Source organism: Leuconostoc miyukkimchii (assembly GCF_019656055.1).
In the GTDB taxonomy this organism is placed as follows: Bacteria; Bacillota; Bacilli; order Lactobacillales; family Lactobacillaceae; genus Leuconostoc; species Leuconostoc miyukkimchii.
Genome location: NZ_BPKY01000007.1, coordinates 45,857 through 62,816 on the forward strand (window position 1 = coordinate 45,857; position 16,960 = coordinate 62,816).

At 36.9% G+C, this 16,960-nt stretch carries 14 protein-coding genes; all 14 read right to left on the reverse strand.

Features of this window, described 5'->3' with window-relative positions; translation table 11 throughout:
• Positions 1–90: 90 nt before the first annotated feature.
• The 14 genes from K5Q13_RS07760 to K5Q13_RS07825 all read right to left on the reverse strand — a co-directional run bounded on the left by K5Q13_RS07760 (position 91) and on the right by K5Q13_RS07825 (position 16,911).
• Positions 91–702 (reverse strand): JAB domain-containing protein, encoded by a 612-nt coding sequence (locus K5Q13_RS07760; protein ID WP_220741124.1) that lies wholly within the window; start codon positions 700–702, stop codon positions 91–93.
• A gap of 28 nt (positions 703–730) precedes the next feature.
• The gene (locus K5Q13_RS07765; RefSeq protein ID WP_220741125.1) at positions 731–2,131 is read right to left on the reverse strand and encodes an MFS transporter; all 1,401 of its coding nucleotides are present in this window, start codon (positions 2,129–2,131) and stop codon (positions 731–733) included.
• A complete protein-coding gene (locus tag K5Q13_RS07770; protein WP_220741126.1) occupies positions 2,128–3,309 on the reverse strand; it encodes a bifunctional folylpolyglutamate synthase/dihydrofolate synthase in 1,182 nt (393 codons plus the stop codon). Before K5Q13_RS07770 ends, K5Q13_RS07765 begins: the two co-directional genes overlap by 4 nt.
• A gap of 144 nt (positions 3,310–3,453) precedes the next feature.
• Positions 3,454–5,070, reverse strand: coding sequence for a degradosome RNA helicase CshA (gene cshA / locus K5Q13_RS07775; protein WP_220741127.1), 1,617 nt, complete (start codon positions 5,068–5,070; stop codon positions 3,454–3,456).
• A gap of 39 nt (positions 5,071–5,109) precedes the next feature.
• Complete coding sequence (locus K5Q13_RS07780; protein ID WP_220741128.1) at positions 5,110–6,270, reverse strand: serine hydrolase domain-containing protein; 1,161 nt, start codon at positions 6,268–6,270, stop codon at positions 5,110–5,112.
• Positions 6,271–6,294: 24 nt separating this feature from the next.
• A complete protein-coding gene (locus tag K5Q13_RS07785; protein WP_220741129.1) occupies positions 6,295–7,620 on the reverse strand; it encodes a UDP-N-acetylmuramoyl-tripeptide--D-alanyl-D-alanine ligase in 1,326 nt (441 codons plus the stop codon).
• Between the two features lie 114 nt (positions 7,621–7,734).
• The gene (gene rlmD, locus K5Q13_RS07790; RefSeq protein ID WP_220741130.1) at positions 7,735–9,111 is read right to left on the reverse strand and encodes a 23S rRNA (uracil(1939)-C(5))-methyltransferase RlmD; all 1,377 of its coding nucleotides are present in this window, start codon (positions 9,109–9,111) and stop codon (positions 7,735–7,737) included.
• A 157-nt stretch (positions 9,112–9,268) separates the two neighbouring features.
• Positions 9,269–9,535 (reverse strand): type B 50S ribosomal protein L31, encoded by a 267-nt coding sequence (locus K5Q13_RS07795; protein WP_220741131.1) that lies wholly within the window; start codon positions 9,533–9,535, stop codon positions 9,269–9,271.
• A 116-nt stretch (positions 9,536–9,651) separates the two neighbouring features.
• The gene (murA, locus tag K5Q13_RS07800; protein ID WP_220741132.1) at positions 9,652–10,938 is read right to left on the reverse strand and encodes a UDP-N-acetylglucosamine 1-carboxyvinyltransferase; all 1,287 of its coding nucleotides are present in this window, start codon (positions 10,936–10,938) and stop codon (positions 9,652–9,654) included.
• Positions 10,939–11,019: 81 nt separating this feature from the next.
• Positions 11,020–13,476, reverse strand: a complete 2,457-nt coding sequence (pheT, locus tag K5Q13_RS07805) for a phenylalanine--tRNA ligase subunit beta (RefSeq protein WP_220741133.1) — start codon at positions 13,474–13,476, stop codon at positions 11,020–11,022.
• A 2-nt stretch (positions 13,477–13,478) separates the two neighbouring features.
• Positions 13,479–14,528: a phenylalanine--tRNA ligase subunit alpha gene (gene pheS / locus K5Q13_RS07810; RefSeq protein ID WP_220741134.1), complete on the reverse strand. Its 1,050-nt coding sequence runs from the start codon at positions 14,526–14,528 to the stop codon at positions 13,479–13,481.
• 365 nt (positions 14,529–14,893) lie between these two features.
• On the reverse strand, positions 14,894–15,262 hold the full coding sequence (locus K5Q13_RS07815; RefSeq protein ID WP_220741135.1) for a winged helix-turn-helix transcriptional regulator: 369 nt from the start codon (positions 15,260–15,262) through the stop codon (positions 14,894–14,896).
• A gap of 77 nt (positions 15,263–15,339) precedes the next feature.
• Entirely contained in the window at positions 15,340–16,206 is an 867-nt protein-coding gene (locus K5Q13_RS07820; RefSeq protein ID WP_220741136.1) for an ROK family protein, read from the reverse strand.
• 321 nt (positions 16,207–16,527) lie between these two features.
• The gene (locus tag K5Q13_RS07825; RefSeq protein ID WP_220741137.1) at positions 16,528–16,911 is read right to left on the reverse strand and encodes a VOC family protein; all 384 of its coding nucleotides are present in this window, start codon (positions 16,909–16,911) and stop codon (positions 16,528–16,530) included.
• Positions 16,912–16,960: the final 49 nt, after the last annotated feature.

A 16,960-nucleotide genomic window follows, 5' to 3' on the forward strand; every position in this document is an offset into this window, starting at 1 on the left:
GTTTTTTCGCAACAAAAAAAGCTGATTCTTTTACTATTAGTCAAAAATGTCTGTTTTCCAAAATATTAGCGACTGGATTTTTTAATTTATCTAAACACTAGTTTTTAACTGCGAGTTTTCTGACATACTCCAATAACTGTCACGCGTTACAATAAAAGAATCTATCATAGGTACTGCCATTTGATCACCAAGCAACTTTAAACGGTGACTAAACTGCACATCAGCATCTGATGGTTTTAAATTACCACTAGGGTGATTATGAATAATCATAAATCCCAGTGCATTAGCTCGCAATACACGTTGGAAAATTTCACGTGGTGAAGCTTGTACATGCGTTAGACTACCGACAAAAATCGTCTCCCATCCGATGACAATCAACTGAGCATCTAGTAAGGCAATACATAACTGCTCTTGAGGTAGATGTCCAAGTTGACGTTGCGCATAATAGCCAATTTCCTCTGAAAATTTAGCATTTAATAACTTTGGTCGTGTAGCTGTTGCAACTCGCTTACCAATCTCTAAACCAATGAGTAATGCCTTGTTTTGTATGGGACTTTGTGCAATAAAATCTTCAGCAGCATCATGTGTCATCTCATTTAAATCATAGTCGTTTGGAAAATGACGTCGCAACGCTTTTAAAGCATCTTCTTCATTTTGACCAAGTACAGTATAGAAACTTTTTATTTGTTCGTTTAAACTCATTTTTCACCTCTTATGAGATGATACGTAACTATTCTTTTTTAGTCACAATAGTTAACACACTAATGGAACAAATAGCCGCTATAATGATCAAAACCACATCTAGTTTAAATAGCCAAGATACACCCAGACGCGTTGTGGCAACCAATTGCCCTGTTGACTCTGCATTTTTTTGGAAAATTGAGATAATACCAGCTGCTAATGCTATCCCAACAGCTGCTGAGTAGTTGTTAGTGGCTGTGAAAATAGAATTTCCCGAACTATGATATTGAATGGGTACATGACTAACTGCATATGTCATATTGTTTCCAAACCAAAAACCTGCACCCAACTGCACTATCATGAAACTAAACAGCATACTGTAAAGACTTATTGGAATCAAAGCCATCATTGTCGTGCCACACATAATAAGTCCCACACCAATCAAAATCGGTATTCTGGCACCGTAACGATCATACAAACGACCAGATATAATTGCCATTGATGCGTAACCCAACGCACCAGGTAAAAGTGCAAGCCCTGCAATTTGTGACTCTTTAAACAAAACCAGTTGTAGTGCCATAGGAATTGCATAGGCAAAGGTCAAATTAACAATTTGGATAACGAATGAAGCAGCTATACTTAATGAAAATATTTTAAATTTAAAAACATTTGTGTTTAACAATGGATTATTAATACGAGGTGCATATATCAAGTAACCAACAAAACCACTAAACATAATGATGATCAACGATAAACTCGTTATATTCGTGATACCATGTACACTAATACGCTCAATGGCAAAAATACCAGCTACAAAAAAAGTACTAAGTAACAACCAGCCTATAATATCTAGCTTTTCTTTAACTAATGGTGATATTTGTTGAATAGTATACCAACCAAGGACTAATGAGGCGACTTGTACCGGTAGAACAACCCAAAAAACTGTATGCCAACCAAAATTTTGCGCCAAATACCCGCCAAATGCTGGACCAATAGCGGGTGCAAAAGAAACAATAAGCGATCCTATTCCCACCATCGTGCCACGTTTATTTTCCGGCACCTGCTCAAAAATAACATTATACATCAATGGCAGCCCAACGCCACCACCAATGCCTTGCAATAACCGACCAAACAAGGTCCATCCAAAATCACCACTCAAAGCGTTAATTAAAACACCAGTAATAGAAATCACAGTTGCAACAATGAATTGGCTTCTATTAGTGAAACGTTTTTTCAACCATGGCGATAGTATAACAACCATACTTGTTAGCAGAATAACACCTGAAGTCAGCCATTGAACAGTACTTGATGTGATGTTGAATTCTGTCATTAACAGAGGAAAGCTGACATTCAAAGCTGTTTCTAGCATAATATCAGAAAATCCAAGCAACCCTATAGCTATTACGCTCAAAATCAAACGCGGTGAAAGTCTTTCGTCTACATGATTCATAACTTTTTTCTAACCTCACTCACAAAATATAATGATCCAGTGAAAATCGTTATATCGGATCGACTTAGTTTATAGGCCTCCTGCCAACTTTTAGCAGTTGAAATACCATATTTTTTAGCAGTAGTTAGAACGTCTAAGCTATGTCGGCCATTGGGACCAGTAAAAGGCACTAAAACAATTTCAAAGTGATGATCTTTTAATATCTCATCAAATTCCAAAGCAACATTTTTATCCATCAAACTACCAATAATTAACGTTTTTGTCTTGTCCTGATATTTATCCATACGTAACGATTCATATAGTTTCTTTAATCCTTGTGCATTATGTGCACCATCAATCATAACGTTTGGTTTAATAAATTCAAATCTTGCAAAAAGACGACTATCTTTTAAACCTTGTTCAATATTATTTTTTGTAATATGACTATTAAATGCTCGTACCGTAGCAACCGCTGTAGCAGTGTTTTGTATTTGATAATGACCAGGTAATCCTTGTTCAAATTCATTTATTTGTCCAGAGATTAAAGGCTTTGATGATCTTTTTGCAATAACTTGCCGTGCACTTTCAGGTAAGTCACCAATGACAACCGATGCGTTATCGTGAATAATGCCAGATTTCTGTTGTGCAATTGCTTCAATAGTATTACCAAGTAATGCCTGATGATCTAAACCAACACTCGTAATCACTGCTACTTTAGTATTAGGTATCACATTAGTTGAATCTAACTGCCCGCCAATTCCAACTTCAATAACTGCAACATCAAGATTTTTCTGTGAAAAATAATTAAACATGACAGCTGTCAATACCTCAAATTCGGTCGGAATATCTGGGATCAACTGTTCATCCACCTTTTCTAATACCTTAGCAACTTGTTGTACTGATAATAGTAAATCCGCTCCGGCAATTAACTCATTGTTAATTTGTATACGTTCGCGAAAATCAATAATGTAAGGCGAAATAAATAGACCTGTCTTGTACTTTGCTACACGCAAAATATTACTTACCATAGTTGCCACGGAACCTTTGCCATTTGTTCCAGTTACATGTATCACCTGTGGTATTTTATTTTGCGGGTTGCCCAAATGTTCAAGTAATAGGTACATACGCGCCATTGACTCTTTTCGACCACCTTTTGGTCGTTCATGTATAAAATTAATGGCTTCTTCAACTGTTTTCATCTTTCAGCTCCACATTTTTATCATAAAACAACGAAAAACCATCCAACAATTGTTTGGACGGTTTCATCGTATATATTCAAAATATATTTTATTGACTACATCATTTTTAATCGCTAATATATAAAAATAAAAATCAATTAAAACTTAATCTTTTTCGCGTACTGTAAATTCACGACGTTGACGTGGTGCACCACCATTGTTGGAATGACGTTCAGTTGAACGACCATCACGACGCTTATAATCACTAAAGCGACGTTCGCCATTAGAAGCGCCACCTTCACGTGCTTCACGGCGTTGACCACCATTATTACGTGAATCACCACCATTACTACGACGTTCGCGGTTACCACGGTAACCACCGCCACCATTACCACCACGACGACGATCACCACCTCGGCCACCACCGTTACGTGATGAACCGCCACTACCGCCACGACGTCTTGGTAACGGACGTTCACGTGTAATTTCAACTGGTGTATTTTGCTTTTCTAAGTCAGCAACAGAAGACAACAACGCTGCAGCCAACTGTTCAGATGAGTATTGTGATGTTAACTTATCAACTTCTGATTGAATTTCATTGACATTAACTGCATTAACAATTTTATTAACTTCACCTGTTGCATTCTTAATCTTACCTACTCGTGCATCTTGCAATGAAGCAGGTTCAAGAGCTGTCATACGTTTCTTAGTCAAATCTTCAACAGCACGTAGGTAATCCATTTCATTTGGTGAAACAAATGTAACCGATACACCTTCCGCACCAGCACGACCAGTACGGCCAATACGATGTACATAAGATTCAGGATCTTGTGGAATATCGAAGTTATAGACATGTGAAACATCCTTAACATCTAACCCACGTGCAGCAACATCAGTTGCCACCAGAATATTAATTTCATGTGACTTGAATTGTGCCAAAACACGCGAACGCATTTGCTGTGTCAAATCACCGTGTAAACCAGCAGCGTGGTATCCACGTGCCTCTAGACCACGTGCTAATTCTTCAACACGACGTTTTGTACGCCCAAAAACAATTGCCAATTTTGGTGCTTGAACATCAAAGATGCGTGTCATTGTATCAAACTTTTCGTTTTCACGCATACGAACAAAGTATTGATCAACCAAGTCAGTAGTTAATTCTTTGGCTTCAATTTGCACATGTTCAGGATTAGTCATGAACTTAACCCCAATGCGCTTAATTGCTGGTGGCATTGTTGCTGAGAATAGTAATGTTTGACGGTCAGCCGGTGTGTTTTTGATGATTGATTCAATGTCTTCTAGGAATCCCATGTTCAACATTTCATCAGCTTCATCAAGTACAAGTGTTTTAACATGTTCAATCTTAACAGTTTTACGGTTAATATGATCAAGCAATCGTCCTGGTGTACCTACTAAAATTTGTGGGTGTGACTTTAAGTTTTGAATTTGACGACGAATATCTGCACCACCAAAGACAACTTGCACGTCAACATGCTTATCATGTCCCAACTTTTTTAGTTCATCAGCTGTTTGAATAGCTAGTTCACGTGTTGGTGATACGATTAATGCTTGAATATTTTTATTTTCTAAATCAATATGTTCTAAAATTGGTAATCCAAAAGCAGCTGTCTTACCAGTTCCCGTTTGTGCTTGACCAATAACGTCTCTACCTGACAATGTCAACGGAATCGTTTTTTCTTGTATTGGTGTTGCTTCTACATAACCGTGTGTTGTGATTGCATCTAAAATATCTTGTGACAAACCTAATTCACTAAACTTCAAAATTTTTCTCCTCTACGCTCATTGGCGCGTTAGCGACTACTATTTTATATTCTTAATCGCTGTCATTTGTGTAAACAGTTTCTTAGCTAGCACTTGCCAACTTTCCCCTGTCGTATGTTCATTACTCAACAGAATCACTGCATCTTGACCATTTCTAGTCATGATTACTGTTGACTCAAATCCCAAAATTATACCATGTCCATAGTTGTAATCATCGTAATGATACAAACCACTCGCATAATGGTTCCCTTGTGCTGGTTGCCATAAGGCAATTAGTTCCTTATCATTTAGAATTTTATGATCAATTAGCATCTTGTAATAGCGGTACAACTCGCCTGTAGACATTGCCATATTGCCAGTTCCTGTTTCAACAGCGTAAGCTACTGGATTGTTCCCTGCCATTTGACTATAATCAGTTTTTTTATAACCGATTGTCCGATGTTGTTCGTTCATAAAATTGTTATAATTTGAAATATTTAAATGGTATTTTTGATTGAAAGTTTCATAAAACAGTTGGGAATATGTTTTATGCGTCACTTGCATTAAAATGCCCGCAAGTAATCGATAATTAATCGGTTGATACGACCACTTTTTAGTGCCAATTATAGTCGTATGGTTTGCATCAAATAATACATTTTCGGCTTCATTTGTGAATGTTTTAGCCTCTATTGTTTGTTTTAAACCACTCATCATTGTGAGCATTTCTTTAATCGTTACTTTATTTGCATCGGGAACATTTGGGTAATATCGACTCAATAATGTATCAAGAGATAACTTTCCTGCATGAACCTGTTGCATAATTAACGTTGCCGTAAAACTTTTTTGAAGTGATGCGATTTGATACAGTGATTGCACATCATTCAATTGATTCTGTGATCTGTCAGCATAACCAAAACCTTTTTGTAAAATAATATGATTACGATGAACCACCAAAGCGGTTCCAATAAAACCAGCATCAGTTAGTTGTTTATTGAAATTAACTGACAATTCATTATTTTTCAAGAAAACTTGCCGTTCTAAATTATGCGAAGCATCATTAGAAACTGGTTGATTAACTTTTTTTACTGTTTTCGTTTTGCTTACCAGATGTTGTTTAATCAAATATTCACTGCAACCCCATACGACAATGATAAGCAACGTCACTACAAATAAACGTCTCAACAGTTGATTTTTAATATGCTTATGCTGTATACGCTTCATTTTGTACCCCCCGATACAAAAAGATTATGCCATTAATGCGTTGACAACGTTTTCGAGATGGATGCCATGACTTCCTTTTAATAAAATCACGTCTCCCGCCTCACCCAGCGTTTCTAAATCTGCAGTTAGTTCGTCTAACTGTTCTGTCTCATATTGATGCAAGTCAACAGAATCTTTATGTACCCGTATTAGTGGTGCCATGTTTTTATTAAACAATTGTCCAACTAAATAAACTCCATCAACATTGGCATCTAATACCTTTTGTCCCAAACTGGCATGCAAATCATTTGCTTGTTCACCCAATTCTAACATATCACCCAACACAACATATTTATGTGGCGCTGCTATTGTTTTCAATGTCGCTAAAACTGCTGCCACTGCCGTCGGATTTGAGTTGTACACATCACTAATCAAAATCACACCACGGGCAGTAACGAGCCTTTCTGTGCGGTTTTTAGTCAAATCAAAAGTTTGTAGCGCCTTTTCGGCTTTTTTTAAGTCAATATGTAATAAGATACCCGCTGAAATCGCTGCGAGCGCATTCATAATATTATACATGCCAATCAAAGGAATTGCAAATTGAGTATTCTTATAACTAAATGTTGTATACGTTTCAAACGATTTTATATCTTGAACACCTTGACCAAATAATAACACTCTTTTTGTGATTTCTGCTGCCGTTAATAGTGGCTCATCAAACGGAATAACTAACGCACCATCAGCTTTTAAACCACTAGCTATCTCTAATTTTGCTTGTGCAATATTAGCTCGTGTTTTAAAAAATTCAATGTGTGCCTCACCAATCATGGTAATAATTGCAATATCTGGCTTAACTAATTGAGATAACAGTGTTAATTGACCAGGTCGATCCATTCCTAACTCAACCACCAATACTTCAGTGTCTTCTGGCATTGTTAGTAAAGTCAGAGGCACACCAATTTCATTATTAAAATTTTCTGGAGTCTTAAACGTATTGAACTCTGCTGACATGATTGCCGCTGTCATATCTTTGGTCGTTGTTTTCCCATTTGATCCAGTAATGGCAATAACTTTAGGATTGATTTGATTACGTCGATAGTGCCCCAATTGTTGAAAAGCTGCCAATGTATCATCAACTATAATTGCTGGTATATCATGGCTAATGGTATGTTTCTTATCAACAAGGACTGCTACTGCGCCATTTTCTAAGGCATTTTGAATATAACGGTGTCCATCATTATCTGCAACAAGTGCGACAAATAAATCACCTATAACGACATCTCGTGAATTAAACGCTACCCCTGTGACCGTGGCATTTCCTTGCGTTGACGCATTTAAAATTTTACCAATTTCTGTAATAGAATACTTCATCTGTTCTCCAAAATAAAAACACCGCATTTTTTTCAATTGTTGTCGTAAAATCATATCAATTATTAAATAGACACAATTGATATGATTGAGGCGGTTAGCATTAATTCAATTATATCAATAATTTTTCTTAAAAACTGTAATACTTTCAATGTGTGATGTCTGCGGAAATTGATCTACCGGGATAATTGCCCCATCAATATGGTAGTTTTTTTGAATAATTTCGGCACTATCACGCACTAAAGTTACAGGATTACAGCTTATATAAACAATACGGTCAGGTCCCATTTCAGTTGTTGCTTGAATCAAATCTTTTGTTAACCCGCGTCTTGGTGGATCAACAAAAACAACATCTGGTTGCAATCCTTCATCTTGCCACTTTTTAAACTGTACGGGTGCATCAGCAAGCACATATTCAGCATTGTGAATATTATTTGCGCGCATATTAATCTGCGCATCGGCTACTGCACCAGGTACAACTTCAACACCAATAACTTGTTTAACCAAATTAGCTACTGTTATGCCTATTGTTCCAATTCCTGAGTAGGCATCAATCACAACATCTGTTGATTTCAACATCGCTTTTTGTGCTGCCAATGCATACAACACTTCTGTTGTTTGCGGATTAACCTGATAAAACGAATTTGGCCCAATAATAAAATCATACCCAAGTAATTTATCATGGATTGTTTCTGAACCCCACAGTACGCGATTATGTGGACTTAACAACACAAATTCTTGTTTCGGACTGTGATTAAAAATCAAGCTTTTCAGTTCTGGTAATTGCTCAACAATATCAGTTATCACTTCTGTCTCAAAATTGATAGTTTTTTCATTTGATACCAATACTACCATCAATTCATGTGAGTAATAACCGCGTCGTATCATAATGTAGCGAATTGCTCCCTGCTCTGTATCAGGATTAAATGCTGTAATTTTATACTTTTCTAATATATTACGTACGGTAACTATTGCTTCATCAATATTAGCATCATTTACGAAATAATCTGTCATGGGTACTAATTCATGCGTCCCACGACGATAAAACCCACTCGTTAAATGATCATTGTTCCATTTAACAGGCACAATAGTTTTATTACGATAATAAGTCGGATCTGTCATACCAATCGTTGAATCAACCGATACTGCAATATTCTTTTCTCGAAATAGTCGTTCAATTTGATGCTTTTTTAATTCTAACTGTGCCTGATACTTTAAGTTGACAAGCGGTGCTGTGCCCGCATCAATCAAATATTGACGGTGACTATTTTGACGTTTGTCAGATGCTTCAATTCTTTCAAGCACCTTAGCATATCCAGAAAATTTATCCACCTGTATCACTTCCAGCAACACCTTTTCACCTGGAATCGCGTCGGCGATGTATAAGGGATAAGTTGGTGTAACATAAATGATGCCCATACCATCGATACGTATGTCATCAATTGTTTTTATTATTTTTTCATGTAATTTAACGGGGAGAATTGTTCGAGCCATGATTTCAATATACAAGGTAATTAACTATTTAACGCTTCTATGAGACACTCAGTTCACGATATTAGCTATTTCCTCATAATTCCCTTCTACTATATATAGTTTAATTTACAAAACAAAAGCGTTCACTAAAGTGAACGCTTTTGTTAAGAACAACTTATTACTTGTCTTCATTGTTCTTGAAACCAAATCCAGCAAACTTCTTGTTGAACTTGTCGACCGCACCATCAGCTTGCGTAAACTTCTGCTTACCTGTGTAAAATGGATGTGAGTCAGATGTAATATCCATACGAATAACTGGGTATTCAGTACCTTCAAAATCAGTTGTATCGTTTGATGTTACAGTAGAAGCTGATAAAAACTTCTTGCCTGTTGTTGCATCAAGAAAAACAACAGCTTGATACTTTGGATGAATTTCTGCTTGCATAATAATTTCTCCTTAGCGCCCTGATACTTCTGTAACAGAGTCAGTATATAACAATATATTTTATCACGTTCTAGATCTTATTGCAATAACTTAATCTATATTAATAATAATTGTGTTTATGGCATTAGATTGATAAGATCAATGCCTTCAATTGAAATATCTGCACCTAAATGCGTCAATTTATCTTGTATCCGATCATAACCACGTAAAATGTGATCCGCTTCATTAATAACTGTTTCGCCTTCTGCCATGATCGCGGCAATAATTAAAGCAGCGCCTGCTCTAATTTCAGCTGCTTCGACGTCAGTTCCTATTAATCGAGGTGAGTAATTGATTCTAATTTTACCAGGCTTTTCAGAATCAATATCACCACCCATACGCCTTAATTCAGCAACGTGTTTCACACGTTTTGGATAGATTGTGTCTGTCACTGTGCTTTCACCACTCGCCATCAGTAACAATGGTGTAATTGGCTGTTGTAAATCTGTTGCAAAACCAGGATAAGGCATTGTCTTAATCTGTACTGGCTTTAAATTATCAGATTTATAAACGTGAATTGTATCTTCACCAATGTCTAAGTTGACACCCATCTCGATTAACTTTGACGTATACGACTCTAAATGTTCTGGAATCACATTTTTAATTGTGACACCATCGCCAAACGCTGCGGCCATACTCATATACGTTCCAGCCTCAATACGATCAGGAATAACTGTATGTGTGTTTCTTGCTTTTAGACTTGGCACACCTGCAATACGAATCGTATCTGTTCCAGCACCACGAACATTGGCACCCATGTTATTTAAAAATGTTGCAATATCAATTATTTCTGGCTCACGCGCTGCATTTTCAATAATTGTTTGACCCTTGGCACGAACAGCAGCCAAAATAATATTAATTGTTGCACCAACAGAAACTGTATCTAAGGCAATTCTTGCCCCAATTAATCCATTTTCAGTGGCATCAATATGAATAATATCATTGCTTTCAGTCACTTTTGCGCCAAGCGCTTCAAAACCCTTTATATGTTGATCAATTGGGCGCCTACCCAAATTGTCTCCGCCAGGAAATGTCACTGTTGCACGGTTAAATCGTCCGAGCAAAGCACCCATAAAATAGTAGGATGCACGTAATGATTTAATGGCACCACTGGGTAAATCACTTTCTCTAATATGTGTCGGATCAATATCCAAATTACCATTCGCAAATACTGAATGCACGTTCATGGCATTCAAAATCAATTGCAAATTTTTGACATCTAGAATTTGTGGTACTGTATCGAATTTAACTGGTGTATCCGCCAAAATTGCAGCCGGAATTAATGCAACTGTTGAATTCTTTGCGCCACCGATTGTAACCTCACCATGGAGGTGTTTGCCACCGCGTACAATTATTTTAGCCATGAATTTTCCTTGTAAAAGTTATAGTCCATCATCAATTATACAGTGAAACTAGACTTAACTCAAATTAAATTAGAAATATGCTTAGCGCACTTGGACATCAAGTTCATTCACTAACGCTGTTATCACATTTTCAAAATCAGCATTGACTTCTGCTTCAACTAACGTGTCATCGTTATCTTGATACGTCAATGTATACGCCAAAGAACGTTTGCCACTTGGCAAGTTGTCTCCCGTATAAACATCAAACAATGTCACATCAACTAATTTGTTTCCGGCTGATTGGCGAATAACTGACTCAATCTTTGCATTTTCAATATTTTCATTCACTAGTAACGCAGCATCTCGGCTTACTTGAGGGAACCGCGAAATCTTATCATATTGAACATCACTTTTTGCCTCATTCATGATGGTAAACAAATTCAATTCAAAACCAAAAACAGGTGCCATTTTCTGTGATTGTGTGAGCTTTGGGTGTATTTGACCTGCAAAGCCAATATAAACATCCCCAACATAAATATCTGCTGTTTGTCCTGGATGCATGTTTACATGACGATTTGTGGCAACATATTTTATATTCGTCGTACCAATTTGATCCAAATATGCTGACACGATACCCTTGATGTCATAAAAATCAACAGCTCTCGCCGCTTTTTGATTTTGCCAACTAGATGTTACATCATCCCCAGTTAAAACACCAGCAATATGTTCGATTTCGGTTGGTAACTCATTGTCTTCATTTGCAACAAACACACGTCCTTGTTCATAAAGGGCAATATTATGAACAAAATGATTCACATTGTAGGCGACATCTTCTAGTAAGCCTGCCAACAAATTTTGACGTGCTGTTGTACGGTCAGAACTCATTGGATAATTCAGTGTCACAACTTTTGCCGTCACATTTTCAGCAAATTGCTGCGATTTTTCAGGTGTCGTGAGCACATAAGAAATAGCTTGATTTAATCCCAAGCTCTCCAAAATCTTGCGACTAGCTCTGATTTGACGTTGTTGACGTGTTAGTTTTCCTGGCGTTGTAGGACCATATGGTAAGGTTACAGGTAAGTTGTCGTAGCCATATAATCTTGCTATTTCTTCAACAACGTCAGCTTCAATGCTCATATCCGCACGACGCGCTGGTAATATTACTTCTATTTTTTCACTATCAAGTGTGTATTGAAAATTCAATTGATCAAAGAAACCAGCGATTTCTTTGAGTGTTAGTGTAGTGCCTAAAATTTGATTAACCCGTGTAGCAGTGATTGTTAAACTCACTTCTTTACGCTCAATATTTGCAGCTACTATTCGTTCACGTGCTACCTGACCCTTTGCTAATTCATCAACTAAACTAGCAGCATGATCTAAAGCAACATAAGTCGCATCCCAATTTACACCGCGCTCAAAACGCGCTGAGGCCTCGGAATGAATATTATGACGACGTGCTGTTGATCTTATCAAACTCGGATTAAAAACAGCACTTTCAATCACAATATTTTGAGTACTTTCGTCAACTTCAGACTCCAATCCACCCATAACACCAGCAAGCATCAACGGTCCGTCAGTTGTTGCAATCACAATGTCTTCACCAGGACGTAAGTCTCTTTTTTGGCCATCAAGTGTCACTAATTTTTCATCAACTTCAGCACGACGAACATGGATTTCGTTATCATGTAATTTATCTAAATCAAATGCATGGAGTGGCTGCCCATACATTAACATCATATAGTTAGTAATATCAACTATATTGTTAATTGGGCGCATACCAGCATTCCACAATCGCTTTTGTAACCATAATGGTGAATCTTCAACAGTCACGTGATTTATCACACGTACTGCATACTTTGATACTAAATCATCGTCATCAATAAAAAGAGATACTTGATTTTTAGCAGGTGATTCGTATTCTACTAAGTCAAAATCAGGCAAAGTAACTGCTTGATTTAACATAGCACCTAACTCATAAGCTGTCCCAATCATGGATAACATATCTGCACGATTTGGTGTTAGATCAGTATCTAACACTGGTTCATCCATGCCCAACACTGTCAAAGCATCATCACCAGGTTGCACATTTTCGTTTTCACCAAAAACATATATGCCTGCTTCAAAATCTTTAGGCGAAATTTTACTATCAAAACCAATTTCTTGTAGCGCTACTAACATACCATTTGAAACTTTACCACGTAGTTCTGCTGGCTTCAATTCAATTAATTCACCAGTTTCATGGTTAATAATATGCGCACCAACTTTTGCCAAAATAACAAATTGTCCCTCGGCTATGTTGGGTGCCCCAGTCACAACTTGAGTCAGCTTTGATTCGCCAATATCAACTTGGGCAATCACCATATGATCTGAGTCTGGGTGTGATGTGACACTCATAACTTTTGCAACAACAAGCCCATCTTGTTGTTGTGCTAAGGTAGTTGAATCAGCAATCTCTACACTAGTACGTTCAATTTTTTCAGCTAAATCAGCCACAGCATCGGCATCTAAATTGATACTGTTATTCAAATAGTCGTTTATCCATTTCAAACTTGTCTTCATGCTTAATTACCCTTTCGATTGAATTGTGACAAAAACCGGACGTCATTCAAATAGAATTGACGAATATCATCAACACCATACTTTAACATCGCAAAACGATCCGGTCCTAAACCAAATGCAAATGCCGAATACTTATTAGGATCTATCCCATCCATTCGTAATACATTTGGGTGTGTCATACCGGCTCCTAGAACCTCGATCCACTCAATGTCTTCAGGCTTCATATCAGGTGTTACTTCGTTCCATGAAACATCTACCTCAACAGAGGGCTCTGTAAACGGAAAATAAGATGGTCGCATACGAATTTGATGTTTCTCACCAAAAAGTGTTTGCATAATTGACAGTAGTGTCCCTTTTAAATCAGCCATGGTAATATTTTCACCAACAACCATGCCTTCAACTTGGTGGAATTGATGCGAATGTGTTGCATCATCTGTATCACGTCGATATACTTTTCCAGGTGCAATCATTTTTAACGGTCCTTTTGAAAAATCGTGTTTCTCAAGCGAACGTGACTGGACTGGTGACGTCTGTGTACGAAGTAGTATTTCAGGTGTGATATAAAACGTATCTTGCATATCACGCGCAGGATGATCCTTTGGCAGATTTTCTCGTTCAAAGTTATACTCATCTGTTTCAACTTCCGGTGAGTCTATCGTGTCATCAATAACTTCAAAACCCAATCCTAGAAAATGTTGTTCAATTTCATCAATAATTTGTTGTAAAACATGTGGTTGTCCGACACGGTGAACGCTACCTGGTAACGTCACGTCAATTGTTTCTGAAACCAATTGTGCATTCATTTTAGCAGTTTCTTCGGCTGCCTTTTTTTGTGCTAATAGTTGTGTGATTGTTTGACGTACATCATTTCCTATTTCACCAACTGCACGGCGATCTTCTGGTAAAACATCTTTCATACCTTTTAATAAAGCTGTCAATTCACCTTTTTTACCAAGTAAACTCACTCGCAGCGCTTCAATATCTGCACCAGAAGTGTTAATACGCTTTACAGCTGCAGATTTTAATGCTGTGAGATCTTCAATTAAACTCATAACTATTTCCTTTCAAATTCCGATAAATACGAAGTTACTTGCCAAGATAAGCAACTATCTCAAGTTAACCCAACAAAAAAGTCCCATGTTGTCTATAAAGACAACATGGGACGTCAAATACCGTGGTACCACCCAAATTTCTGATTTGCATCAGCTTTTGAAAACTATAACGTAGTTACCGTTGGCGATTAAGCCAAACACTCCAGACTGAAATTCATCATATTCCTAACTATGATATTTCCACCAAAAACATATCATTCGCTTTTATATAGGCAATATAATTACTAGATCTTTCACAGTGCTTCTTAAATAGATATATTAAACTGTTATCTGAGATTCACAACAAATAACATACTTTAAGTATATCATGCAATAACATCACTGTCTGCCTGTTTTTTCTGGGTAACATTGTTATACTTATCAGACCATTCATGTATTGCTGCCATCATTGGGCGCATAGCCTCACCAGCAGTTGTTAATTTATACTCAATCAGGCTGGAATCTTCATAAGTAACACGCTTTAACAAATTTGCTGCTTCAAGTTCTTTTAACCGCTCAACTAAGACACGATCTGAACAAACTGGAATCGCACGAGATATTTCTAAAAAGCGCATTGTTCCCCCAACAATCAGAGTTTCAATAATTAATCCATTCCACTTTCTGCCAAGAATTTGAAAAGTACTGGTAAAGTTCTGACAGAGTAGGTTTTCCGTATTTTCTGCTAATTTTGTCATTTTTTATCCTCAGAAACGTTTTGTATTGTTAAGTAGATGATAACACAAAACACTCATGTTGACAAAAAGTAAGCATCTTAAACTAATGTCTTTGCTAAATAGAAGCAACCCAATATACCTGCATTATCGCCATTTGCTACAGGTACAATATATTCTTCTAAATCAGGTACTTCAAGATAATCACTCATTTGTTCCGCAAAGCTTTCACGAATCAAAGGAAATAGTGTCTCTCTGTGTGGTACACCACCACCAAAAATAATTTTCTCCGGACGTAAAATCATCGTATAATCCAATGCTGCTTGCGCCAAATAGTAAGCTTCAATTTTCCAAGCAATATCATCATCTGGAATATCTTTTGCGCTAATTCCCCAGCGTTCTTCGATTGCAGGACCAGCAGCTAAACCTTCTAAACAGTTATCACCATGGAATGGGCAATGACCTTCATATTTATCTTCTGGATGCTTTTGCAAAAAAATATGTCCTGCTTCAGGGTGACCGTAGCCACTAACTAACTTCCCACTTGAAACGATTCCAGCACCAACACCTGTCCCGACAGTGAGATAGACCATGTTGTTAACATCTTTAGCAGCACCAGTCTCAAATTCAGCCCAACCAGCACCATTAACATCTGTTGTCCAATAATAAGGGATATCACGCCATGACTTCATACGACCAAGAAAATCATACCCAGACCATCCGCGCTTTGGTGTGTCTAATACATAGCCATATGTTTGTGAACCATCGACAATGTCAATAGGTCCAAATGCTGCAATCCCAATAGCATCAATATTGTCAAATTGGTCAAAAAAGGCAATGACTTGATCTAATGTTTTTTCACCGTCTAATGTTGGAAATGATGTCCGTTCAACAACATTAAATTTTTCATCTGCAACAGCAACAACAAACTTTGTTCCCCCAGCTTCAATTGCACCCAATAATCCCATAATTTTTCTCTTTTCTTCATACATATTTTTACAGTCACAATAGCACTGACTATTATGATCTGTATTTTACTACAACTATATTTTTACTCATTGAGTTGGATAAAAATATTACCACATGACCTAAGTAAATTCGCTTCACTTTTTCAAAATAGGTAAAGCGCTTACATCTATAATTTTAATCGATTTCACTTATAGATGTCAAGCGTATATTAATTTTTTTAAGTCCTTAACAAATTACTATTCTATATAACAAAAAATCTTTATTATATAGTTGTCATCAAACATCAATGACTAACTTAATAATAAAGATTACTTTAGTAGTTATTTAACTATTTCACAAAATTCAACAATAACTGCATCTGGTCCTTCTATATTGAAAAATTTAATCCCTTTTTCCCAAAAAGCTAAATGTTGCACTTCATAATCAATTAAGTTAAACCCTTCACTTTTTGCAGCAACAAACGCAGCATCTGCATCGCTAGTATCTAGTGAAATATGATTAATTGCGCCTGGTTTCCCAGCGACTTCATCTTGTTGCCAAGTTTCAATAACAAGATTTTCACGCTTCATAAAAATGACATTACCAACAGGAAAATCTCCAGTTTTTTCAAAACCTAGCTTTGTCCAAAAGGCTTCAGCGGTTTCTAAATCTTTAGTTGGTATACCAATGTGTTGTACACCAGAATAATAATCTGAAAATGACATGTTATGCTCCTTTTTATTTATACTAACCTAACTTTGACTCGATATCGTT